Below are 25,095 nucleotides of genomic sequence, written 5' to 3'. Positions count from 1 at the left end.
CTCAGTCGACCTGCCAGGTGATCGTGACGCTGCCGTCTATGCCGACCTCCTGCTCGATCTCGGTGCGGAGTGTGTCGAACGCCTTATCGAGGTCGGTGACAGTGGTTCGGCGTCGGTGAATGGCCTGCGTCGGCGGGTCGATCGGAGGGAGGGGAGGACGGATAACAGGAGGGTCCAGGGTGATGACGAGTTTCCGAGCTTTCGCGGCAGCGTCTTTCAAGCGTGGTTCCAGTGACGCGACGGACTCGTCCACCGCCGCGGCCTCCCGCAGCTGCGCGAGCGATTCGGTGAACGCGGAGTCGTGCTTGGCCTGTGCCGCAGCGATCATGTCCCAGTCGAGGCCGTCGAGTTCCCGGGCGAGCCGCTCGGCGGAGCCGTGAGCGCTGCCAAAGGAGCTGAGCTCTGTCGGCAGGTCGAACGTCGATAGCGTCTCGATCAGCGCCTTGTCTCCGATCGTGGCGGACAGCGCCCCGGTCAGCTCCGCCATTCGCCGCGCTGTGGCCAAGCGGCCAGTCGCCGCGGCCACGTCGATGCCGAGCACCTCCGCGTGCAGCTCGAGCGCCGCGCAGAAAGTCGTCACCCGGCTGCCGGCGACGGCGGCTCGAAGAGCGGTAGCGAATCGGCCGACCGCGCGCGGAGTGAGGTTCACCTCCGAAACCGTCTCGAAGATCGATCCGGCTCTCTGCTGCGCGAGATCCCAGTCCTCCTGGCTCGGCAGGTTCGCCTTCCGAGGGCTCGCTCCGTCAGGCAGGGAGCCGATCGTCGGAACGCCGCCGCCGAACTCCCAGTTGCCGAGCAGCGCCCAGGTGATGAGGACTGCGTCCTCCATCCCCCGCGTCATGCCCCACGACGCGAGCTTCCCGCGGAGAGCGCCGACGGTCATCGCAGGAGCGAGCTCGCCCTCCCAGCGTGCGAAGCGCGGGCCCCAGACGAAGTTTGTGGCGTCGATGACCAGCACGTTCTCGTTCTGCGCACCGAGCCCCAAGGGAGCGATGATGTCCCGCGCGAGGCGCTGCTCGGCGGCGGCGAGCCCCTGGCGGCGCCCGCCCAGCTCGACCGTCGAGGTGATGAGGCCGAGGGCCTCCGCAAGTCGCCTATCGGTGACCTCCTCACCCCCGAGATCAGGGTGATCCGGGAACTCGTCTCGCCAGACGGTCTCGAGAGCGTGCCGCAGACCAGCAAGAAGGGTGCCGGTCGGGGGCGGAGTGATGGGGACACCGGGCGCGAGCGCGGAGAAGATCTCGTTGCCGGCGAGGTCGCTGCCGACGTTCGTCTCGTCCGGAGCGTTCACCCCGTACGCCTGTCTTAGCGCGGTCGTGAGGACGTCGCGGAGAGTCCGCCGCTGCGACTCCAGTGTCTGACGAGCGGGTCCGCGGTCGGCCTGCGCGAGGTGATCGGCGTTCTGGTCGAAGCGGCTCCCCGTCAAGAGGTACTCGAGCAGGACGAGCTTGCCGAGATCGGCCTGGCGTGCCTCCGACAGGAAGTTGGGGATCCACGCGATGGTGTTCGACCCCCGCGTGCCCTCGCGGAGCTTCCGTAGTCGCGCCACATCGTCGGCGGGAGAGTGCGTTCCGCTGTCGTAGGGGAAGTCGATGACCGCCCGCCACTCGGGATCGCTGTGCAGGAGATCGCTGTCGAGCACGTCCGTGTCGTCTCGGACGTTGCCGAACTTGACGGTGACGACTCGCTTGTGACCCCGCCAGACGTGCGTCAGACGCTTCCCGACGAGCGTGTCGTCCGGCGGAAGCTGCAGCTCGGCCGCGATCAACTTGCGGACGATCTCGCGTCGGGTGTGCAGGTTGTCCTCGGTCCGGACTCGGTCGAGGATCGAGTCGTAGTCGACGCCGCTGAGAGTCGCGGCGATGATCGGGTCCGGGCCGTCGCCGACGCTGATCTCGCCGAACTCGCTCGACCATCCACGGACGAGGGAGAGCACCTGCTCGGCCTCCGTGCCGGGAATGAAAGCGTCGATCGTTCCCCAGTTCAACGCGGCGAGTTTTGCGGCGGTGAGGTTCGCGAGCGAGGCGGCGTTCGGTGCGAGGGAGGCAATGAGCACGGTCTTCGCGAGGCGGTCTTCCGTGATGATCGCATGGCCGCGGGGCAGCCCCGCGATGGCACTCTCCGTAAGCCCGTGCTTGCGCAGCAGGTAGGGCTTCATCTTTGACTCGTAGAAGCGTCGCGAGATCGCGAACAGCTGCTTCATCTCCTCGGAGAGCGGCTGTGATCCGCCGAGAACGACCGGCGCGTACAGGTCGCCGACCGGGATCACATCGCGCACCAGCAACACGTCGCGCCCGTCGCTGAGCAGCTCGGCCATGAGTTTGAGCGCGGTTCGCTCGCGCTGCATGAGACTCGACAGAGCGACCATCGTGTCGACGAGCGCCGGACTGAACGGGTAGACGTCGGCGAAGGCGCGCTCGTCGGAGTTCGCGTCGTCGCTGAGCAGGTAGCCCCAGGATGCGTAGTCGCGCTTCACCTCGGTCAGGGCACGGCTGAGAGTGGTCGCGGCATCGGTCGAGATCGGCTGGAGGAGGCGCTGCTTGACGATCCTGGGTAGATCGGCGGCCTGGAGTGTGATCTTCGAGAACCGATCCTCCCAGTACTGGAAGAGCTGCCCTTGCGCCGCGCGCTCGGCACCCGCAATGTGCGATCCCAGGAAGTCGCGGAGGTCGCGCTGCCGAGCGAGGAAGGACGCAATGGGGACAGGGAGATTCGCGGCGGCGTTCTCGGCGAGTTGCACGACCTTCTCGATCTCGCCCTGCACCCACGCCTGATCGGCGAGGTGCTGGCCGAGCCAGAGCACGATCTCATCGATCAGGAAGACGAGGCCCTGATAGCCGAGCGACTTCGCGTGTGAGGAGAGGGCCCGCAGCCCGTCCTTCATGGGCAGCCATTCGCCCGACCGCGCGTATCCGGCGAAGTAAGCGGAGACGAGGTCGCCGACGAGGCGATCGCGGTCCGCGGTTCCGGGTGCCTGCTCGGCCGCAGCGTCGAAGGTCCGCGCATCCCACGATGCGCCGAAGTCACCCCAGGCCGCATAGCCACCCCCGAGACCATCAAAGAAGGCGGCGTCGCCCAGGCGGGCGCGAAGCCCTCGAGCGTCGGCGAGGAGTGAGTCGCTCGCGTGCAGCACAGGTGCCGGCGCGTCGGGATGCTTGGTCGCCACGGTGTCGAGGTAGCCGCCGAAGATCGCATCCTCGAAGGAGCGTGCGCCGAGCAGGTTGAAGTCGAGGACGAGTAGCTTGCGCTCGAGGGTCTCCTGGCGGTTGGCGATGACGGGTGCGAGCCCAGGGATCTGCCTGGCCGCGATGCTGCCCGACAGCAGGAGGTGGAGCACCGCCATGTAGTGAGACTTTCCGGAGCCGAAGGACCCGTCGAGGAACGAGCCGCGCGACGATTGACTGCGCAGGGCGCTCGTGACGAGATCGAGTCCATCCGCGAGCGCGCCGGCGATCGCCTCGGTGACCACGTAGTCCTTGATGGTCTGCTCATGCCGGGCGACACCCTCGTCGAGCTTGATCACGAAGTCGGCCGCTTCGACCCGTTCCGGGAGCCGGATCAGGTCTCGCAGGGGAGAGTTCAGGGAGTAGTCGGTCACGAAGCGCTCCTTCTTCCGCGCGTTGGCGCGGGCGGTCGCCAGGCGGCGATGTCGTCTCTGCCGAGACCCAGGCGGTCGAGCAGCGTAGTGATGAGTCCGGAGATGGCGACGGCAGGGCTTACACCGCTGCGGGCGTCGAGCTCATCGTGCCACTGCTTCAGCCAGGGCTCGAGCTCGACCAGGGCGCCGACGAGAGGGATGACCTGCTCGTCCGGTGCGCCCGCGCGGGACAGCTCGTTCGTCAGACGGGCGATCGCCTGCCCGCGCTCCGCGTGGTCCCAGCCGGCCCAGCCGAAGAGAGCTGTCGAATCGTCTGGGAGCGTGCTGCCGGGAAAAGAGAGGAACCGCTCTTTGGGGACGTCGAGCTTCCCGCGGGCGGACCAGTAATTGGTCTTGAGGAAATCGGCCGGCTTGTACTTCGGCGGCACCGGCACGTCGACGAGCTCGCCCCGGTCTTCAGCGCGCTGAAGCTGCCAGACCCGCTCCCACTCCCGAAACTTTTCGATTCCCCGATCCTTGTACCGAAGAGTTGCAAGCGCAGGAACAGCCTCGCGGGCCAAAAGCTTGCTCACCTCGGTGGTGAGGTCGTAATCCTGAGAACCTGCATGAATTACAAGCAGTTCGCGGAAGCTCTCGTCGCGCCTAAGCTCGTCCGCCACCTGCGCTGCAGAGTGAACGCGGGGGCGACCGGACGCATCGTGCCAGAGCTCGGCACCCTCGAGTCGGCCGAGAAGCGCAATCAGCACGGCCTCGGCGAGCAGCTCCTCCCAACTCGGCCCCGCCCAGCGGCGTTTGTATTCGGGTTGCTCTAGGAGACCGAGGAATGGATTCGCTTCCGTCGCAGCGAGCCGTCGCATTGCAAGTTCATGGAACCACCTAGGCCAGTGAGAAGGGAAGGCCGTGAGCGGATCGCGCCCACGGCGCACAAACCATTCTGTTTCCATTTCTCCCCGCTCAAGAGAACGGGCCATTCCGATCTCGAAAGGTCTTTCATTTGCAGCAATAGGTATCAAATGTGGCAGCTCGGGCGCGAGCCGAGCGTCCGCAATCCCATATGCCACATAAACGTGCCAATCAAGCTCCTCTTGAAGGGCAATCATTGTACGCCCCAGCTGCTCCCAATAATTCCGTCCTACTGCAAGGCCAGCCGTCCCCTCGCGCACCAGAATCGATGCTGGGGAGGTAGCCGCACGCTTTTCAATCAGTTCGTCGATTTGACGGGCGAAAGTCGATGCTTGAGCACGCGGAATTGGATAAGCTTTTAGTTTTGACGAGGTCATCTGAAAATGCCAGTCCCAACGCTCTGCCCCGCCCTGTTTTTGCTGGCTTACTTCTTGCAGCCAGAAGCAAGCGGTCGATGAGTTTAGAAAGCCCAAGAGGTTGTAGTGGTCGTCATCTGTCGCGCCTGCCGGAAGCTTTAGAACGGGCGCGGTTCGGTTGAAAACCCTGCCGCCGCGGTCCAGGGCGAAGTGATTGTGGGTCGATATTTCTGCGTACGTGATCGACAATGGCGTTTCTAGTTTGCTCACGGCGAGGAAGGCGTACTGGAACCACTCGAACCCGCGCTGTTCCGGTTTCTTGCCGAAGAAGATGACATTCTTCAGAGGCGACCGATACGGCCAAAGCCAGCGCGAGTTTCGCGATTCCATATTGGGTGCAAGGGAGGGGGAGTAGGGCCAATAGCGACGTAGCGTCCCGATCTCATAATCTCTAACGGCTTCACCAAACACGAGATCTACGGCGGGGCCATGGAATGAATTGGGTACCTCGAATGGTGCCTCCTCGCCGAGGACTGCAACAAACCCAGCCTCCGATATTACGTTCCCGAGGCGTTCGATTGCCGCTGACTCCACTAGTTCTTTAAGTTCCCCTGCGCCACCTCCAGTCAGCGACCAAGGCCATCTGCGTAGCTTGCTTCGGGGTAGATCGACAACTGAGACGTATGAACCATTGTATCCAGGCTCGTCCATATGATCGACAATGTCGCGCCAAACCAAGCCCAGATTCGGATCACTGGGGCGACTCGATTCTCCGAGCCTCCCAAGCGCCGCGCGAACAAAAGTTGCTTGCGGTTTCCGCGGGCGGCCAAAAAGCATCAGGGTTGCCGTACCCTCGCTGTTATGTCCTGGTATGTAGGCCCTGGAAGTATCGATTACGGCGGTAATATCGACATATTCGGGATGTCCTTCACCGGTCAGGCCTCCAGAGAGAAAATTCTCGATCAAGGTCTTGCCAAATTCTCTTTTAAGGAATGAATTCGAGGTAATTTGGCCGACGTAACCTGCCCCCCGCCCGTCGGGACGCCGGGCCAACCGAAATAGTAACTCCATGAAAGGAACTGATAGCGGGAACTTCCTGTAACAAGTGCTGTAAAGCGCTCGATACTGATCCCTGACTTTTGGATCCGGGGGTTGAATGTATGGCGGATTTGCCACTACAACATGATATTGATTAGTTGTGAGAATATGTGAGAAATCTCGGAGGTCTTCGGCTTTGTATTCGAAGTACTTGCCATCGCCGAGATCGAGAGTGGGCGACTGGCGCACGCTGCCGAGCAGCGAATCACCAATTGCCAGGCGGTAGCGGAAGGAGGGCGCCGCGGTCAGGGTTGAAATGCCGGACGCCTTGATGGCCGCAACGGTGAGGCGGAAGCGAGCGATGGCGACTGCGAAGGGATTCAGGTCCACGCCGTGCACTGAATCAAGAGCGCGCTGGACGCGCTCGCCTTTGTCCAGACCGGGTGCAACGGCGGCCCATTCGGCGTTTAGCTTGTCGAAGGCGCCGAGCAGGAAGTGCCCGGATCCACAAGCAGGATCGATGAGCTTGAGCCCTGTAAGCCCAAATTCCGCGATCGCGGGAGTTAGCGTCTGATCGAGAATGAATTCTTCGATGAAGTCCGGGGTCTGCAGTAGCGCGTAGGTCTTCTTCGCATAGTCCGACAGATCTTGGTAAAGGTCGCCGAGGAAGCGAGTGCCCAAGTCGGTGTCACCGAAGTCGTGCACCAGCTCGCCACTCGGAGTGGTTCGGCGGAAGAAGGCGAGCAGCCCGTCGGACGCGTCCGCCGAGATCGGTGCATGCCAGACGGCCGAATGCCGCGGATCGACGAGAGGCCGGCCGGCGGGCAGATCGGCGAGAGCGCGGAAGGCGTCTTGCATCCAGTCGCGGCTGGTCATGGTCGGCGACGCGGCGTAAAACGCGGCTTCGTTCTCCACCGCCCTGTCGAGACCCTCGCCAGGGGCGGCGAACCACGGCTGCGCAATTGGACGGTCGTTCCGCTGGGCGTCGGCGAGCAGACCGTTGTCTTCGGCGAAGCGGATGAACACACTTGCGAGAATCCAAGAGACGGCGGCTTGGGCGATCTCGCCATCGCGCCAGGCGATCCAGGCAAGGCCTGTGCGCTCACGCCGCGTCGCAGTGTCGTGTTCCTCTCGGAGGCGCGCTCCCCACGGGTTGTCGACGTCGTCGGCGCGCGCGCGGAGGTCTGCCTCAAGCAGCCTGAGCTGGCGCTTCAGGTCGGCGAGGAGGAGGGCTGAGTCGATCACGGGGTGCCGACCTTTCGGTGCGTCGTTGAGGCAGGTAGTTCGAAGCCGGTGGGATCAAGTGCGCCGAGTGACAACTCGAGCCATCCGTCCGCGCCGAAGGGGAAGGGCGACCCGTCGAGGTCCGGGGTACCGCTGGAGAGCGGCCGCGGCAGGACGAACCAGCGTGCTGCGGCGCGCGACGTGCCGAGGTCGGTCACCTCCGCGAGCAGATCGACGAGGTCGAGGCGCGCGAGAATGGCGGCATTCATGAGGATCATCGGCTCCTCTTCGGCCATCAGGTTCTGCCAGGCAGGAGTGATGGCTAGACGAGCGAGAGTGAAAAGGTGGCGCCGATCTTGTGAACCCGATGGCTGGCCATCAGCACGAATCACAACGGGCCACTTGACCTGTTTCGCTACAGCTGTCGCTTTCAGAGCGCCGAGGGCGAGATCGGCCAGATCGACAACGCGGAGGCCGTGCTCGCGGGCCAGGCGAGTCGCCGTGAGAGCGAGCCCCCGTTGACGCGAGGTGACGAGAACGAGGGCGCCCTTGTCTCGCAGGGAGCCGCTCAGCCGGCTCGCGATCACCGGATCATCGGCAGGCCGCCCCCAGACCGTCGAGGTGCCCGTGCGACTCGATGACTGTAGGTCGGAATCGCGCAGCCTGTACCTTCCCTTGTCATCACGCCACTCGAGATACGGCATCGCCGTCATGACGGCCGTGTCGAGAGCGGGCCGGTTCGGAATGGTATGGATCGCAGGGAATCGCGCACGGACGCGCTGCTCGATCGTGACGACTGCGAGGTCCTGTGTCGCAGCACCGCGAAGCGCCAACTCGACAGCCCGTGCGGGGTCGAGATCAGCTCGATACGCCTCCCCGACCGACGAGAGCCGCCCCGTTGCCGACAGCCCGACAGCGAGTTGGGCGACCCGAGAGCTCGAGAGTCGAAGAGCTGGTTCGTCCTCGGCGAGCAGATTTTCACGAAGGCGCGTCGCCGGGACGACGTCGTCGTCGACGAGGAGTCGGTCGACCAGCTGTGCGTGCCGGAGCAGTACCTCGAGGTGAAGCTCCGCGTCGTCGAACGAGAAGCCGCTGCCATCGTCCGGAGCGAACGCGACGGCGGTGCCCGATCGTTGCCGAAGGGTCTGGAAGACGAAGCGAGGCGCACTCGAGCGAGTGTCGAGCTCGAGGATCGTGCGGACGACTTCGTTCGCAGGCTGTCTCCGCTTTCCCTCATCGAGCGTTGACCCGTACTCGCGGAGCAACTTCGTCGAGACCTCGTCGAGGGTCGCTATTCCTCCGAGCTCTTGCACCCAGCGAGCGGTGTCTGCAGTAGGGCCCTTCAGCGTGCTGTTCTTGCGCAGTCGCCTGTACTGGTCTTCCACGGATTCGCCAGATTTCTGCGAGACCGAACCGAAGAGGGACTCGACGGAGCGGCGTCCTGCTTGCGCTGGTGGCTCCACGATCTCGGTCGCGGACGTCAGCCGCTGACGCCACTCGCGAATCCGGGACTGAATCTCGCGCCGCACCTGCTCACCGAGGCCACGAACTCCATTGATCGTCATCGGCGGGATCCCCAGCAGCTGGCCGACCGTCTTCGCTTTGACCCTGCTGAGAGCTGAGAGAGCTCGGGCGCTCAGTCCGGCATCCGATAGCGGAGTATCGAGCGTCGCGGTGGCTGCCTTCGCGTCGTTGGCCTCCGCGTCCTGCTCGTCGGTTCGTGCGCCTGCGAGTGCTGTACTCCAGGCTTTCCGCATCTCGTCGAGCGACGGGTGCCGGTCCGACACCTTCGGTGCCAGCGCCGCCTGGAAGAACGCGCTGAGGCCCCTGGCGACGCTCGGATCGAAAGACGAGGCCTCGACGACAGGTGCTTCCATCGCAGTGGTCGGCGCGTCGCCCGAGGGCCACCAGACCTGGTAACTCGTCGACAGTTCGAACAGTGTCGTTGCGATGGCGAAGCGTTCGGCAGCGCTGTCGTACTGCGACCGTCCGCCCGATCCGAGGTAAGGGTCGAGATAGGGGCGCGAGCCTGCCTTGACGTTCTCGAGGGGCTCCTCCGCCAGGGAGAAGTCGAACAGCATGAGCCGTGGCTTCCGATTCCCTGGATCGGGCTTCACCGCGAGATTCGACGGCTTGATGTCCCGGTGGAAGACGCCGCGCTCTCCCATGTGCTGAGCCGCTTCGAAGAGATCGTCCGCCCATCGTTCCAGTTGCTCGATCGTCGCCTTCCCCTCGAGGCGGATACGGTCGGCAAGCGTCTCGCGCCCCGCGTCCGTCATCAGGAGCCCCTGGCGAGTGCCGACTGCGAGCGGCCCGTCGAGTCGTTTCACGACGCGGGGGCTGTCCAGTCGGTCGAGGACCTCTGCTTCGATGGCGAGCCGCGTGGCGGCGGCATCGTCCTTCGCAAGCTTCAGGATGACGTGATCGTGGTCGCTGTCGTAATCGGTCACCTGGAGCGCCACACCGGTTGAGCCGGAGCCGCGACGCTGCTCGATCTCGAACCGCTCCCCGACGATGTCACCGATCGCGGCATCGAGCGGGTCGCCTGGAGCGGGCACCGGTTGTTCTTCGGATCGCATCGCTCGTCTCGCTTGTTCGAACGAGGTCTGGAACTCCCCGACATCGAGAAGGCGGAGTTCTTCACGGAAGGCGGTCGCTTCGAGGATGACCGCTGCGTGGGCGTCCGAGACCTCCGGCGTCACGGCTCGCGGGTCGAGGCCCACTGCGCTAGACGCGATGAGTGCTTCGAGTGCAGGCAGGTTCGCGGCGGGCGGCTGCTGAGTGAGAAGGAGGAAGGCGAGCGCGCCGAGCCCGTAGACGTCCAACGTCTGTGCCGAATCCGGCGCCGAACCGCGCAGCGTTTCAGGAGCGAGATACAGCATTGCGTCTTGTTCCACGAGCCCGAAGATGTCGGTGATCCCGCGGGACAGCAGCGTGGCGGTCGTCGTTCCGGCTTCCGGTCGCCGCGCGAGATCCCAGTCGCGGATGCGGAGGGTCGTCTCGTCTGCGCTCGATGTGACTCGAACGCTGACCGGCGACAGGGCGCGGTGGGTGAGCCGCTGCCCGTGGGCGAATCGCACCAGCTCGGCGAGCTGCTGCACGAGACGCTCGCGATCCGCGAAGTCGAGGTCGTTGGCATGCTCAGCGAGGTACTCCCCGAGGCTCGCCTCACCCGGATCGTGGGCGAAGACGAGGGCCGGACCCTCCTCGGAGTCGAGCAGCTCTGTCGGTCCGATGATGCCCGGATGGATGACGCCGTAGGTCAGTCGAAACTCTCGCTGAGCACGATGACCAATCTCTGCGCGAGCGTCCTTGCTCGAGCCTTTGGGGTACGGGAAGAGACGGATGCGATGCTTCGTCTTGGCTCGAGGGTGGGTGACCAGGAAGTCCTGCCAGCCGGGACCCTCGCCGAGTGGTTCGCTCGAGTCGAGAGCGAACTGACCGATCATCCGCTGCTTGGCGCGTGGCATCAGGCCGGCGGCGTTCATGAGCGCATCGATGGTCTTCGCTGCGGGGCGATCGATGAGGGAGTGCGTCGGTGGCGCTGCGATCAACTCCGAGAACAATCGGAGGGGCTCTCCGGCGCTCTTCACCTTGTATCCGTCGAGCGCGAACACCGCCTCTGACCCGTATCGATCGAGGTTCACCCGTGAGTCTTGACCGTGCAGGACGACGGCTTCGACGACGAAGGGCACCGTGTTGGCTGAAGCACCGTTGGCACGCGCGAGATCCTTCAGAACGCTGGCGAGTCGCTTCACCTTGAGATTGGCCAGCTTGCGCGGATTCGGCTCTCGCCGGCCCGCGTGCGTCCAGCTGTGCTGGTCGCCTGAAACGTCTCCGTGCCAGCCTTTCAGCTCGACGAGGAGCAGACCCGCCCGGGTGAGGATCAGAACGTCGACCTCGTTGAGCTTGCCGTCGCTGTCGGTGAAGCTGACGTTCGCCCACGCTCGTGCGATGCCGTCGTCCGGGAGGAGCTGGCACACGCGCGCGAGCGCTGCGGCTTCTACAGCCTGCGCGGGGTCGCCCATCACCCGCCACAACGGTGAGTCCGCTCGCATCGTCACCAGCCCTCAAGAATCACAAGATCTTCAATCTATAGCTCAGGTACGACCTTGCCGTAGCCAGGCAGAGACGAGCGGGTACAGAGACCCGCGATCGACATCTCGCCGCTGTGTCTGCGAGTCGCTGCAACCGCTCGTGAACAGCCGGCAGCCCGACGGTCGCGCCGTCACGAGGGTCGACGCAGCCGTCGACGTCGATCACCCTGATCGGTGCGTTCACCAGCGTCTTCAGGAGCGGGCGGAGACACCCGCTCAGCGCTTCACCGCGAGGTCTCTCGGAGCCAAGAGGGTCACCACTCGCTCAGTGGCGAGAAGCGGAGTAAATGTCAGGTTGACATGGATCCCCCTGCCGATGCGGCGTCGGGGAACAGGCTCGGTTTGACTGCAGGCGCATTTGTCTGGAGGTAGGACGTCTCGTCGGTGGGTGTGGCAGAGCCTCTATGGTTGGTGTCCTCGCGGGTTCGGGGGTTTCGCAACTAGTCGCACTTCCGTGCGGCCTGCGAACCATGCAGAGGGTCCTTCCCGCACACACGGGGAGACGCCCTGCGCGTCCATGGTGAGGGATCGATGTGTTGTCGGTCTGCCCAGAGCTTGGATGCCTGTTGCTTCGACTTCGCCACCGCCACCTCCACGCCTCCCAGCTAGCGGGCAAGAAGGGCGCAAGCCGAGGTGCCGTCGCGATCGAGCTGACGGGTCTCCGTCGTTGCTGGGGTCCGGCGCGGCGTGGTTTGCAGGCTCTAGAGCTCAGTATGGTCTTGCCAGTGCAGGCAGGTTCTGTTCGAGTTGGTGACGTAATGAACTGATAGAGGCGCACGTCGGCCACGAAGGTGTTCGTCTACTTAGTGTTGATGCGCCGGTCTTCCGAGCGAGCATGGGGGCAATGGTGGTGGATACGAATCAGCTGATCGAGCGAACGCGCTTCTCGAGCGACGCCGCAAGGGCGACTCCTCGCGACGCTGACCTCGGGGGCCAGTTCGAGTGGTTCTGGGGGGTACCCGATGTGCTGCGCGCAGTGAGCTTCGACAGTTCGTATGGACGGATCCCAGCCGCACCGTTGCGAGGGGACCCGCACCCTCAGTCGCTGGGCTACTGGTCAGCGCTGCAGCAACTGTTGCTGTACCGCCTCGGCTGGACCCGCCCGGATCGCGGGCTGATGTGGTGGTACGACGCGGGCAAGCCGACGGAGGACCCCACGCTCCGGTTGGTCGCGGAGGTGTGGGATGCGGACGGCAACCTCGACGTGATCCTCGCGTGGCTGCTTCGGCGCCGTGCCGTGTTCCCGGTCGGTCGTCCTGGAGAGCCTTGCGCTCCGTCGTCCGAGTCGGGGAAACCTCTGCCTGACCGCTGGCACCGGTGGCTGCAGGAGTACCTGGCGTCGCCAAACGCGCGGAGCTACGAGTGGATTAACTTTCTGGAGGGGGACTCGCTGCACCTCTCGGGTCACCTTGGGCAACAAGGCGAGGTGGATTCGGACGCCTACCTGCTTCCGAGAGGGCCGAGCGGAAGGCAAGCGGTATTCGTCACCTCTGCGGCGGATTCCTGGTACTTAGACCTGAAGAAGCGCGGGGATGTCTTGCCGGTGGTCGACGGCCTCTCTTGGAAGGTCGACGTATTCGTCAAGCCGATCGGATTCGTCGGAACGTACCGTCGGTCGTTCAAGACCGGGCTGTGGTTCTCAGGTCGGCACCGCTACCACGTCGTCGGGACCTAGTTTCCGAGTGGCGGTCGAGGGGCGCCACGATTCCTTATCTCGGAGACTCTGGCAATCCAACGCACGCTCCAGTCCTCCCCTACTGTTGCAGATCATAAATGTTACGCGCGCAACGTTGTACCGCCGGACCAGCGCCTTAAGAGTTCTCGCGCCGGCATTCGCCGCGATAGAGCGGCAGTAGCCGGGGATAACAAAGGCGGGCGCTCTGCGGACAGATTCCTCGCCTTTGAAGTTGCGTACGACAGCCGGCGTTAGTAGCTTGCTGTCGCGCTCTTATAAATGGATGTCGTGCGATCCCGTTGCGAAGCTAATTCTCCGCGCCGATGAGGTTGGACAGCGTCCTCACGCAAGGGTAAGTTCGTACGACGGGGAGGCTAGGAGCCGCTCGGACCACTCGGAGGGGAGGTCTCATTGATCGAACATTGAAGGATTCGCCAAACTGGGTTCGAAGACTGAGATAATTTGCACGACGCTCTTTTCACCAGCCCAGTCTGACGAAGGAGGCATTGGAGGAAAAAGAGCATGGATCGGGTTCAGCTTCCGGCAGGTGCAAAAAGGGCGCTTACCCAAGAAGCCTGGCTGGCCAAGGCGCTCCTGGAAACAGGCATGACCGCCTTGCGCGGCGCGGATTACGGAATGCAAGGGCGTTACTATGAGGGCTTCTTCAATGTCTCTATCGGCCTCGAGCGGCTCGGTAAGCTGATTGTCGCGCTCGATCATCGAGTTGCGCACGAAGCGTTCCCAACCGGATCACATTTTCGGGTAATTAGCCATAATCTTGTTGAGCTCTTTGAGATACTAGAAAATATCGTCGAGCGACGGGGAATTCAACTTGAGGGACTTGGCGATGAACCCCGCGCGGTGCTGAAATTTCTAAGCAATTTTGCGAGCCACGATCGTTACCATAATCTGAATGTCCTGAATTCGGTGCGCGAGGAATGGTCCGACCCCGTCGGTCGCTACCATGTGCTCGTGTCCGGTTTGCTCTCGGAGCGTGAATTGGTCGTTACCCCGCGGGAAACGCGAGCACTACTTTCAGCTTCGTACATGGACGAATTGCCTGCGGCCATCGTCCGCTTTGAGGGTGAGAGCGGTGAGGTGCTAAATTCATCTTTAGCTGAGCAGTCTCAATGGATTCTTACAAAGCGAGTTCAAATCAAAGGAACGATGCTTTGCCACGCGCTTCTACGTTTCCAAGCCAATATCATCAACGAGCTCGATCATGCCGCAAATGCTGCTCGCATCGAGCTGCCACAGTTTGACGAGTTTTTCTGGCAGTGGCGGCGGACTGAAGATGCATCTCTTCGTAGGAAGAAACGTTTTGTAACCTGATGATTCGGCGCAAGTTCAACTCGCGGCTCCTAATTCTAAGTGCGTACGTCGGCTCATCGGGTCGTATGGTGCGTGATTGCTCGAAACCCCCCTCACGTTGGGCGGATAGGTGCGCTCGGCTACGGCTTGAAGCGCTCGTCTCCATAGGGTCGTACCAGTGGCTCGTCTTTGGCGACGTAACCTTCTGAGCGAAATCGCGGTTGAGCGCTCATTGAAGTAACCCCTCGAGTGAGCTGAGCGCGGCGACGGGGACGTCGACCGGCGCGTCGGCCAACATAGCCGATTCATGATCGCTCTAATCGACACCAGCATCCTGCTGGGGCGGCGGGGGTTCGGCCGACGGGAGCGCAGGGCGAGTCGCGAGCGTCAGTATGCCCTCGTGCCTAAAGGACGCGCCCTTCGCGCCGCGCCCCCTTGAGCTCCTACTTCCGCCGGTTCAGCACCTTCGTCCCCACCCCCGCGATCACAGCGCCCACGATCGGCGCCACCAGGAACACCCACACCTGCCCGAGCGCATCCGGCCCCGCGAACACCGCGGCAGCGATCGACCGCGCCGGGTTCACCGACGTGTTGCTCACCGGGATGCTGATCAGGTGGACGAGCGTCAGTGTGAAGCCGATGGCCAGCGGCGCGACGGCCTTGTACTCGCTCTTGGCGGTGACGGAGAGGATGACGGCGACGAAGACGGCGGTCAGGACGATCTCGGTCAGCAGGACCGCGCCGAGGCCGAAGCCGCCGGGGGAGGCGGCGCCGTAGCCGTTGGAGGCGAAGCCGGAGTCGCGGGCGGCGGCGAGGTAGCCTGCGGGGCCGTCGGCGGCGACGAGGAAGACCACTCCGGCTCCGACGAGTCCGCCGATGATCTGGCTGACGATGTAGCCGGGGATGTGCTTCCACTCGGTCCGGCCGGCGATGGCGAGGCCGATGCTCACAGCGGGGTTGAAGTGGCCGCCGGAGATGTGGCCGACGGCGTAGATGCCGGCCATCACGGTGAGGCCGAAGGCGAGGGCGACACCGAGGAAGCCGACTCCCAACGCGTTGCCGGAGTCGGGGAAGGCGGAGGCGAAGACCGCGGTGCCGACGCCGCCGGCGACCAGGAGGAAGGTGCCGAACGCCTCCGACGCGTAGCGCGCTCCGGCCGAGTACTGCTCGGCGTGCTCGGTGCGCTGCTCGCTCGTGGTGCGGCTGGCGGAGTTGGGGCGGGCCATGGTCGTTCTCTCTCTCGGGTCGGGGGCGTGCCGCGGGGTCGCCGGGCACCCGGACACTCCAGCACCGCGCGGCCGAGCCGGAGCCGGGTCGCGGAGTGCTCTCAGACTCCGTGGCCACTCGGTTCCGTGAGCGGCCTACGAGCACTCGCTCCGCGGCCAGGGGTGCAGGTGGCCATACGCAGATGCCAGTCACCGTAGCGGCGGGCGGCGGCCGGCACGTCCTCGCGGCGAGGACAGGCGTGAAGCTCCGCCCACCTGGCACGGCGAGAGGATCGACGCGGAAGGGCTCCGAGCGGAAGCACGCGGCCATTGCGGACGCAGCTGCCGCGGGCGAGAGGCACGTGAGAGGGCCCCCATCGATTCCTAGGAGTGATCCCTGATCCGGTTCCAGACGGACTTCAGGCTCTCGCCGCCCACGCCGGCCTCCGCATCCTTCGCAGCGAAGAGCGCCGGCCGCTCCTCCTCCGAGGCTCGCACGTGCTGCAGAAACCGATTCAGAGCAGTCTGGTTCAGGTGCCCCAGAGGCGCCTCCACCATCAGCTCGAAGGGCGCATTGCCGTGAATGCGCACCATCTCCTGCAGCTCGGGGTGCGTCCGCGCGATGGTCAGGAGGACTGCCGTCGGTGTCGAGTGGTTCGACGACAGGCCGCCGGCGATCCCCGGGTCGCCGAGAGACGCGAGGTGGGCGAAGGCCTCGTCGGACAGGTCCTCATCCACGACGGCGAACCACCACTGGTCCTCGCGAGAGCCGTGGAACGCCAGCCATTCGGCACTGCGTCCTGGGCTGCTCGGGCGGGGTGGTCCACCGAAGAAGCCTGGGACCACTAGCTCCTCCTTCCGCCGACGCGACGCGAGCGGGTGTCCGGCGAGCCCGTGCTCCTCGTGGAGGCGGGCGAAAGGCTGACGCGGACGACGGCCACGGTAGCGACCTGCCGGATACGCGATGTCCCCGCCGAGAGGACAGGCGGGAACCACCGCCCGGATGGCGCGACAGAACAGCCGACGAACCCAGCCCGACGCCCCTACCCCCCCGCCCTCTTCTCCTCCGCCCGTCCCCCTGCTACGGTGCTCTGAACCGGTTTACAAAACCGGTTCAGACGCGGCGACGAGCGAAGGAGCTCCCATGGCGGGCAGACCGACGATCCTCGACGTCGCGCGCGAGGCCGGCGTGAGCAAGGCGCTCGTCTCGTTCGCGCTCAACGACCGCCCCGGTGTCTCGCCCGACTCCCGCGAGCGGATCCTCCGCGTCGCCGCCGAGCTCGGCTACCGGCCCAGCCTCACGGCCCGCTCCCTCTCCACCAGCGTCTCCTTCGCGGTGGGCCTCGTCGTGGCGCGCGACCCGGCGGTCATCGCGGCCGATCCGTTCTTCCCCTCCTTCATCTCGGGGGTCGAGCGGGTGCTCGCCGAGCGCGGCCGCGTGCTGGTGCTCAGCGTCGTCGACCCGGGCGCCTCCGAGGAGGCCGTCTACCGCACGCTCGCGGCCGACCGCCGCGTCGACGGCGTGTTCCTCACCGACCTCCGGCAGGACGACTCGCGCCCGGCCCTGCTCGCCGAGCTCCAGATCCCGGCCGTCACGCTCGGGCGCCTCGAGGGCTCCTCCTCACCCGCCGTCGTGATGGACGACTCCGCCGGCATCGCCGACGCCGTCCGGCACCTGGCGGAGCTCGGCCACCGCCGCATCGCCCACGTCGCGGGGCCGGACCACCTGCTCCACTCCTCCCGCCGCCGCGAGGCCTTCACGCGGGCCTGCACCGACGCGGGGCTCGAGCCCACCGCGCTCGTCGCCACCGACTTCAGCGCGGAGCAGGGCGCGGCGGCCACGGAGCGGCTCCTCGACAGCCCGACCCCGCCCACCGCGATCGTCTTCGGCAACGACCCGATGGCCATCGCCGGCCTCGGCGTCGCGCACGCCCGCGGGCTCCGGCTCCCCGACGACCTCTCGATCACGGGCTTCGACGACTCCGAGATCGCCGCCCACGTCTACCCGTCGCTGACCTCGGCCCGCACGCGCCCCGCGCGCTGGGGCGAGGAGGCCGCCCGCACGCTGCTCGACCTCATCGAGTCCGGCAGCGCCCCCGACGTCGACCTCGAGCCCGCCGGGCTCGTGGTGCGCCACTCGACCGCTCCTCCGCGGCCGTCGACCCACTGAAGACGCGTGCGCACCGTCGCGCACGCCGGACAAGGAGAGCACCATGGCCCCCTCGACGACGAGACGCTGGCTGACCGGGATCGCCACCGCCTCCCTCGCGACCCTCGCCCTCACTGCCTGCAGTGGTGGTGGCGGAGCGTCGACCGACCTCACCGCCACCGGACCGATCACCATCTGGTACTCGAACAACGAGCAGGAGGTCCAGTGGGGCAAGGCGATGGTCGACGCCTGGAACGCGGACCACCCGGACGAGGAGATCACCGGGCAGGAGATCCCCGCGGGCAAGAGCAGCGAGGAGGTCATCGGAGCCGCGATCACGGCCGGCAACGCGCCGTGCCTCGTCTTCAACACCGCCCCGAGCGCGGTCGGCCAGTTCGAGCGCCAGGGCGGACTCGTCGACCTCTCGAGCTTCGACGGCGGCGCCGACTACATCGAGAGCCGCAGCGGCGACCTCGCCGAGCAGTACCAGAACGCCGACGGCGAGTACTTCCAGATGCCGTGGAAGAGCAACCCGGTCGTCATCTTCTACAACAAGGACCTCTTCGCGAAGGCGGGCCTCGACCCCGAGAACCCGTCGCTGTCGACCTACGACGACTTCCTCGCCACCTCGAAGACGCTGGTCGAGTCGGGAGCCGCGCCCGCCGCGATCCAGCCCGCGCCCACGAGCGAGTTCTTCCAGACCCAGTTCGACTTCATGCCGCTCTAAGCTGCGGCCACCGGAGGGACGAGCCTCGTCGAGGACGGCAAGGCCACCTTCGCCGACGACGACGGCTACGAGGTCGCCGACTTCTGGAAGAGCCTCTACGACCAGGGCCTCGCCGGCCGCGAGCAGTACCAGGGCGACGCGTTCGCCGACGGCCAGGCCGCGATGTCGATCGTCGGCCCGTGGGCGGTCTCGGTCTACGACGACCTCAACTGGGGCTCCGTCTCGGTGCCCACCCCCGACGGCACCCCCGCCGAGGACACCTGGACCTTCAGCGACGCGAAGAACGTCGGCCTCTACTCCGCCTGCGCCAACAAGGGCACCGCCTGGGAGGTGCTGAAGTTCGCGACCAGCGAGGAGCAGGACCGCTCGCTGCTCGAGACCACCGGCCAGATGCCGCTGCGCACCGACCTGCAGACCACCTACGCCGACTACTTCGAGGCGAACCCCGCCTACCAGCGCTTCGGCGACCAGGCGAGCCGCACCATCGAGGTGCCGTCGGGGCCGAACACCGTGCAGATGCTGCAGGCGATCCGCGACGCGTGGGGCAAGACGGTCATCTTCGGCGAGGGCGACGTGAAGTCGGCGCTCGACGGAGCGGCCGAGACCGTCACCGGGCTCGCCGGCCAGCAGTGACCCGGCCGTGACCACCCTCATCCGCCGGCCCGCGCCGGCCGGGGCACCGGGGAAGCGGAGCCTCCTGCACCGCGTCCTCGGGCCCCAGCCCCTCGGGCTGCTGTTCGGCAGCCCGTACCTCCTCTTCGTGCTCGCGGTCTTCGCGTTCCCGGTCGTCTACTCGGTCTGGATCGCGTTCCACGACTTCTTCTTCGCGGCTCCCGGCGTGCAGGTGGAGCGGCCGTTCGTCGGCCTCGACAACTTCGTCACGGCGTTCTCGAGCCCGCAGGTCATCCGCTCCTTCGGCAACATCGGGATCTTCCTGGTGATCAACGTGCCGCTGACGGTGGTGCTCTCGCTGCTGCTCGCCGCGGCGCTCGACAAGGTCGTGCACCTGCGGACGTTCCTCCGCGTCAGCTTCTACGTGCCCTACGTCACGGCGAGCGTCGCGGTCGTCGGCGTGTGGCTTTTCCTCTTCAACGGGAACGGGCTGGTCAACAGCCTCCTCGGGCCGCTGGCGCCGAACCCGTCGTGGCTGATCAACGAGCAGCTCGCGATGCCGATCATCGCTCTCTACGTCACCTGGAAGCAGCTCGGGTTCTACATCCTGCTGTACCTGGCGGCGCTGCAGAACGTGCCGAAGGAGCTCTACGAGTCGGCGTCGACCGACGGCGCCGGACGCATCCGCCAGTTCTGGTCGGTGACCGTGCCGAGCGTGCGGCCCGCGACCCTCCTGGTGCTGCTGGTGTCGACTGTCACGGGAGCGAACCTGTTCACCGAGCCCTACCTCCTCACCGGCGGAGGCGGCCCCAACGGCGCGTCCGCCTCGCCCGTGCTGCTGATGTACCAGCTCGGGATCCAGCAGGGGCAGCCCGACGTGGCCTCGGCCATCGGCGTGGTCCTGGTGCTGCTGGTGCTGGTCATCGCCTATCTGCAGAACCGCTTCGCGGGGGAGAGGAACTCGTGAGCACCCTGTCCAGTGCCGGAGGCGCCGCCTCGGCCGTGCCCGCCGCCGTCGCCCCCGAGAAGTCGCCGCGGAGGCGCCCCGTCGGCTCCAGCCGCGGAGCCGTGATCGTGCGCGGAGTCGTGCTCGCGATCGGCGCGATCGTCTTCCTCTTCCCCTTCTACTACATGATCGTCGGCTCCCTGCAGACGGATCCGGACCCCACGTTGGCGGGAGCGATCCCGGAGCCGGGCAACCTCACGCTCGACAACTACGTCAACGTGGACGAGCGGATCAGCCTGCTCACCGGCCTGGTCAACTCCGGGATCTTCACCGGCGGCGTGCTGCTGTGCACGGTGTTCTTCGGCGTCCTCGCCGGATACGCGCTCGCGATGCTGCAGTGGCGGGGGCGCAACGCGGTGTTCGCGCTCGCCCTGCTGGTGCAGGTCATCCCGTTCCAGCTGCTGCAGATCCCGCTCTACGTGCTGATCGCGCGCGACTACGGCCTCGCGGACAGCCACCTCGGAATGATCCTGCCGTTCGCCATCAACTCGACGGCGGTGATCATCTTCCGGCAGTACTTCCTGCAGCTCCCCAAGGAGCTGTTCGAGGCGGCCCGGATCGACGGTGCCGGCGAGCTGAAGCTGCTGTGGACCATCGCGCTCCCGCTGGTGCGGCCCGCGCTGGTGACCGCCGTGCTGCTGACCTTCATCGGCCCCTGGAACGAGTTCCTCTGGCCGTTCCTCATCACCAAGGACGCGTCGCTGCAGCCGCTCGCTGTGTCCCTGGCCAACTACATCTCGAACGTGGCGTCGTCGACCGACAACCCGTTCGGGGCGATCCTCGCGGGAGCCGTCGTGCTCGCCGCGCCCGTCGTGGTGCTGTTCATCGTGTTCCAGCGCTACTTCGTCTCGACCGATCTCGGATCCGGAGTGAAAGGCTGACCATGTCTCCCACCCTCACCACTGTCCCCTACCGTCTCGAGCGCGTCGGCGTCGTGATGGAGCCCGCCCCGGGCGACGAGCTCGAAGCCGAGGGGGTGCTCAACCCCGGCAGCGGCCGCGGGCCCGACGGCGAGCTCTACCTCCTGCCCCGGATGGTCGCCGCCGGCAACGTCTCCCGCGTGGGCCTCGCCCGCGTGATCGTCGAGGGCGGCGTGCCCGTCGGAGTCGAGCGCGAGGGCGTCGTGCTCGCGCCCGACCGCGGCTTCGAGCGCGGCGCGCACAACGCCGGCGTGGAGGATCCGCGGATCACCTTCATCGAGGCGCTCGGCCTGCACGTGATGACCTACGTCGCCTACGGGCCGCTCGGGCCCCGGACGGCGCTCGCCGTGTCGGAGGATCTCCGCGACTGGCGGCGCCTGGGCCCGGTGACCTTCGCCTACGACGACGCGCTCGACATCGACCTGGGCCTGTTCCACAACAAGGACTGCGTGTTCTTCCCCGAGATCGTCGCCGCTCCGGACGGCACCCGCTCGTTCGCGGTGCTGCACCGGCCGATGTGGGACCTCGGCGAGACGCGGCCGGGCGAGGGCGTCCGCCTCCCGGCCGGGATCGAGGACCCGCGGCAGAGCATCTGGATCAGCTACGTGCCGGTCGACGAGGTCGATCGCGACCTGGCGAGCCTCACGCGCTGGACGCGGCACCGGTTCCTCGCGGGCCCGGAGTTCCCGTTCGAGGAGCTGAAGGTCGGCGGCGGACCCGCGCCGCTGCGCGTGCCCGAGGGGTGGCTGCTCATCCACCACGGGGTGACCGGAGTGATCGACAGCGCCTTCGCGCAGCAGCAGCACGTGAACTACTCGGCCGGAGCGATCCTCCTCGACGGCGACGACCCGTCGCGGGTGATCGCGCGCACTGCCGAGCCGCTGCTCGAGGCCGAGACGGAGGAGGAGCGCAGCGGGATCGTCCCGAACGTCGTCTTCCCGACGGCGATCGAGGAGATCGACGGGCAGCACTACGTCTTCTACGGCATGGCCGACTCGAAGATCGGCGCGGCCCGCCTCGTCCGGACCGACGGCTGACGCCGCTGATCGAGTCCGTCGGCGCCTCCCGCTGATCGAGCAGCCCGCATCGCGGGCCTATCGAGATCCGCCCCCGCACCCCACCCAAGGAGAGTTCGATGACGAACACGCTCACACGATCGGCGGCCGTCCTGGCCGCCGCCGCCCTCACCGTCGGGGGCCTCGCCCTCGGCGCGACCCCCGCGCAGGCGGCCGAGCCGCTGACGAACACGGCGCACCTCGACTTCCTCCTCGACACCGCCACTCCGGTGCCCGAGCCCGGCCACACCACCTACCGGCTCGATGAGGAGCCGACCCTGGTGATGCCGTGGACCTACGCCGACGCCCGCGACGGCGGCGCCTTCGAGCGCGTCGGCGGTGGCCGCCTCGATCCGGCGACCGGCGACTACGAGCAGGGCGCGTTCAACACCGACGACATCTCGCGTGCCGCGGTCGTCTACCTCCGCCACTGGCAGCAGACCGGCTCGGCCGAGAGCCGCGAGAAGGCTTTCGAGACGCTCCGCGCCCTCGCCTACTTCCAAACCACCGAGGGCGACGACGCCGGGAACGTGGTCCTCTGGATGCAGACCGACGGGGAGCTCAACGCGAGTGCCGAGCCGGTCGAGCTGCCGGACCCGAGCGACTCCGAGGACAGCTACTGGCTCGCCCGCACCCTCTGGGCGCTCGGCGAGGGCTACGCGGCGTTCCGCGACACGGATCCGGAGTTCGCCGCCTTCCTGCAGGAGCGGCTGCGCCTCGGCGTCGCGGCGGTCGACCGCGAGGTGCTCACGCGCTACGGCGAGTACGCGCAGGCCGACGGCGTGCAGGTGCCGGCCTGGCTGATCGTCGACGGCGCCGACGCCACCTCGGAGGCGCTGCTCGGCCTCTCCGCCTACCTCGAGGCCGCTCCCGACGACTCCGCGGTGCGCACGAGCACGGCCGAGCTCGCCGAGGGTGTCGCCGCCTACGCCCGCACTACGACGACGGAGGCGGACACCACCGCCTGGCCGTACGGCGCGATCCTCCCGTGGACGAAGTCGCGCACGCTCTGGCACTCCTGGTCGTCGCAGATGGCCGGCGGACTCGCCGCGTCGTCCGCGGCACTCGATGACTCCTCCCTCCTCGAGCCCGCGATCGTCGACGGCGCCCGCTTCGCTCCGGAGCTGCTCACCGCCGGCGGCCCCGACAACGGCTGGAACCCCACTCCGACCGACCGCGTGCAGATCGCCTACGGTGCCGACTCCCGCCTGCAGAACTCGCTCGCCCTGGCCGACGCCACCGGCTCCAGCGCCTTCACCGACCTCGCGGCCGTGCAGGGCGCCTGGTTCTTCGGCCTGAACCGCAGCCTCGCCCCGGTCTACGACCCGGCCACCGGAGTCGTCTTCGACGGCGTCCAGGCCGACGGCTCCGTCAACCGCAACAGCGGCGCCGAGAGCACCATCCACGGCCTGCTGGCGATGCTGGCGCTCGACGCACACCCGGACGTCGCCGACCGCGCCCGCTCCGTCGCCACCGAGCGCTCGCGCGACGGCCTGACGCTGGTCGAGGCCGAGAGCGCGCGCGGCGGCACCGTCGTGACGCCCGAGTCGTCCTGGACCGGGGAGGCCGGCTGGAGCGGCTCGTACCTCTCGCTGACCGACCCGCGCCGCGCGGTGTCGATCCCGATCGGCTCGTCCACGCAGGACCGCGTGGTCGAGGCCGTCATCGACCAGCCGCAGCGCGGCACGGAGCGCACACCCCTGAGCGTCTGGACGTCGGGCACGCGCCCGCTCGACCTGCTCCGCTCGACCGTCGGGTCGCAGGGGGTCACCGAGGCGTCGGGCGCGCTGCTCCCGGAGAAGCTCCGCCGCACCGTGCCGGCCGGCTCGTCGAGCGTCGAGGTCCGCCCGCTGAGCGGCCGGACGCGCCTCGACGCGCTGCTGGTGCGCCCGCTGGTGACGCGCCTCGTGGTCGGAGGAGAGGGCGGCCGCACCGAACTGATCCGCAACTCCACCGACGGTGTGCGCACGACGGCGATCGGCGTCTCGGGCGGCTCCGGCACCCTGCGCGTCTACGACCGCGACGGCGCCCTCGTGCGCGAGACGTCGCCGTCGGGAGCCGTCGCCGTGCAGCTCCCCGCCCAGGGCTTCGCCGTGCTCGTCGGCTGACCCTCTCGCAAGCTGGCGGACCCTGCGCCAGTTCTACGTTCACAGGGCTTCAATCGCGGCTGGCTCTCGATCTCCGTTAAGTCTAATTTCCTTCCCTGCACTTTTGACGATCGTACTTGCGCATTGAGGAGTCGCCTGGGACCGTTACTCTCATGCCGTCCGTAACTGTCTTTGACCGGTCCCAGCTGATTCTACCCACCTCACTCCCCGCTCAACGCTTTAACGCAGACTTTACGGTAGTGAATAAGTACTACTGGTCAGCCGCCGCTGGTATGGCTGCTATCGGTGGCGTGTTGCACCACTTGACAGACGTCGATGACTTCCGGACAAAACTTGGTCTAACTAATGGCCGCTTTGATAGATCGCTCAATCACAACACTTCGCAGTTCGCGGCTGAGGTAAAAGTTGGTGACCAATGGCATCGGCGAGCCACGCTTGTGATTCTTCTATCTGCCTTTGAGAAGTACATGAGCTCGGTCTGTGTCCTCGCGGTCCTATCGGATCCTTCTCTCGAACCTGGCTTCCCAAAGCATATCGAGGGACTCTCCTTACTGAAAAGAAACGTCAAATTAGCACAGCGAGATCTTGAGGGAGTAGTCAAGGGAGTTTGGGGCGCACGCATCGCCGCTTACTCCCGCCTTTTCGGTACAAATGATTACCTGACTGCGCACGTTGGCGAGTTGGAAAAACTGCGCAACGCACGCAACAATGTAGCGCACACTTTTGCGTCCGGAACGCAGGGAACCGCTTCGTCAGCTAACATCCATTTGTTTGCAGGTGCCCGCGGGATGCTAGGTGAGCAACTTCAGGCACCGTCTGAGAAGAATCTTCTGAAATGGTTTGACCTCGTGCGCGGAGCCGTTAGTTCGGTCGACGCGCAGCTCACGCGCGACTTTATTGGTGGCTTCGAGGTGGTTGCGCTGTTCCTCGAATGGAGTGCAAATCCGCAATCCGTTGAGAAAAAGTTGGGTTTGTCTATATACAACCCTGGCTATTCTCTTAGCAGAAATTTCAAGAAATTCTTGGCAGCAGCGTTAAACTATCCGATGGCGTCGCGTAGTTATGTCGAATCGGTCATTGCTTACGCGACGATGCTTTGATTCAAATAGGA

The 25,095-nt window shown here is 66.0% G+C and carries 13 protein-coding genes and 1 pseudogene; 9 read left to right on the top strand and 5 right to left on the bottom strand.

The window, feature by feature from the left end; translation table 11 throughout:
• Position 1 precedes the first annotated feature (1 nt).
• The 3 genes from C5C44_RS04260 to C5C44_RS04250 form a co-directional block, all read right to left on the bottom strand.
• Entirely contained in the window at positions 2–3,523 is a 3,522-nt protein-coding gene (locus C5C44_RS04260; RefSeq protein ID WP_181132711.1) for a hypothetical protein, read from the bottom strand.
• 71 nt (positions 3,524–3,594) lie between these two features.
• The gene (gene pglX, locus C5C44_RS04255; protein WP_104335380.1) at positions 3,595–7,140 is read right to left on the bottom strand and encodes a BREX-2 system adenine-specific DNA-methyltransferase PglX; all 3,546 of its coding nucleotides are present in this window, start codon (positions 7,138–7,140) and stop codon (positions 3,595–3,597) included.
• The gene (locus C5C44_RS04250) at positions 7,137–11,147 is read right to left on the bottom strand and encodes an NERD domain-containing protein (RefSeq protein WP_258066669.1); all 4,011 of its coding nucleotides are present in this window, start codon (positions 11,145–11,147) and stop codon (positions 7,137–7,139) included. The genes pglX and C5C44_RS04250 overlap by 4 nt, the downstream gene beginning before the upstream one ends.
• 913 nt (positions 11,148–12,060) lie before the next feature.
• Here C5C44_RS04250 and C5C44_RS04245 point away from each other — a divergent pair.
• Complete coding sequence (locus C5C44_RS04245; protein ID WP_146084298.1) at positions 12,061–12,891, top strand: hypothetical protein; 831 nt, start codon at positions 12,061–12,063, stop codon at positions 12,889–12,891.
• Positions 12,892–13,413: 522 nt separating this feature from the next.
• On the top strand, positions 13,414–14,223 hold the full coding sequence (locus C5C44_RS16660; protein WP_146084297.1) for a hypothetical protein: 810 nt from the start codon (positions 13,414–13,416) through the stop codon (positions 14,221–14,223).
• Positions 14,224–14,645: 422 nt separating this feature from the next.
• Here the strand turns inward: C5C44_RS16660 and aqpZ are convergent, their stop codons facing one another.
• Together aqpZ and C5C44_RS04235 are read right to left on the bottom strand one after the other, a co-directional pair.
• Complete coding sequence (gene aqpZ, locus C5C44_RS04240) at positions 14,646–15,428, bottom strand: aquaporin Z (protein ID WP_104335377.1); 783 nt, start codon at positions 15,426–15,428, stop codon at positions 14,646–14,648.
• A 363-nt stretch (positions 15,429–15,791) separates the two neighbouring features.
• Positions 15,792–16,145 (bottom strand): hypothetical protein, encoded by a 354-nt coding sequence (locus tag C5C44_RS04235; protein ID WP_104335376.1) that lies wholly within the window; start codon positions 16,143–16,145, stop codon positions 15,792–15,794.
• 406 nt (positions 16,146–16,551) lie between these two features.
• On the opposite strand from C5C44_RS04235, the gene C5C44_RS04230 reads away from it, so the two are divergent.
• From C5C44_RS04230 to C5C44_RS16655, 7 genes and pseudogenes are all read left to right on the top strand, one after another.
• Positions 16,552–17,577 (top strand): LacI family DNA-binding transcriptional regulator, encoded by a 1,026-nt coding sequence (locus C5C44_RS04230; protein ID WP_104268782.1) that lies wholly within the window; start codon positions 16,552–16,554, stop codon positions 17,575–17,577.
• A gap of 43 nt (positions 17,578–17,620) precedes the next feature.
• A pseudogene (locus C5C44_RS04225) lies at positions 17,621–18,916 on the top strand (extracellular solute-binding protein).
• A 7-nt stretch (positions 18,917–18,923) separates the two neighbouring features.
• Positions 18,924–19,862 carry a carbohydrate ABC transporter permease gene (locus C5C44_RS04220; RefSeq protein ID WP_104335375.1) on the top strand — a complete coding sequence of 313 codons (939 nt, stop codon included), beginning with the start codon at positions 18,924–18,926 and terminating at the stop codon, positions 19,860–19,862.
• Positions 19,859–20,782 (top strand): carbohydrate ABC transporter permease, encoded by a 924-nt coding sequence (locus C5C44_RS04215; protein ID WP_374953967.1) that lies wholly within the window; start codon positions 19,859–19,861, stop codon positions 20,780–20,782. Before C5C44_RS04220 ends, C5C44_RS04215 begins: the two co-directional genes overlap by 4 nt.
• 2 nt (positions 20,783–20,784) lie before the next feature.
• Positions 20,785–21,858 carry a glycosidase gene (locus C5C44_RS04210; RefSeq protein WP_104260547.1) on the top strand — a complete coding sequence of 358 codons (1,074 nt, stop codon included), beginning with the start codon at positions 20,785–20,787 and terminating at the stop codon, positions 21,856–21,858.
• Positions 21,859–21,956: 98 nt separating this feature from the next.
• Entirely contained in the window at positions 21,957–23,984 is a 2,028-nt protein-coding gene (locus C5C44_RS04205) for a hypothetical protein (protein WP_104335374.1), read from the top strand.
• Positions 23,985–24,223: 239 nt separating this feature from the next.
• Positions 24,224–25,084, top strand: a complete 861-nt coding sequence (locus tag C5C44_RS16655) for a hypothetical protein (protein WP_146084296.1) — start codon at positions 24,224–24,226, stop codon at positions 25,082–25,084.
• Positions 25,085–25,095: the final 11 nt, after the last annotated feature.

The sequence above is a fragment of the Rathayibacter sp. AY1F6 genome (assembly GCF_002932035.1).
Classification (GTDB): domain Bacteria; phylum Actinomycetota; class Actinomycetes; order Actinomycetales; family Microbacteriaceae; genus Rathayibacter.
The sequence above is the reverse complement of the archived record's forward strand: the minus strand, read 5'-3'. Positions and strand labels throughout refer to the sequence as shown.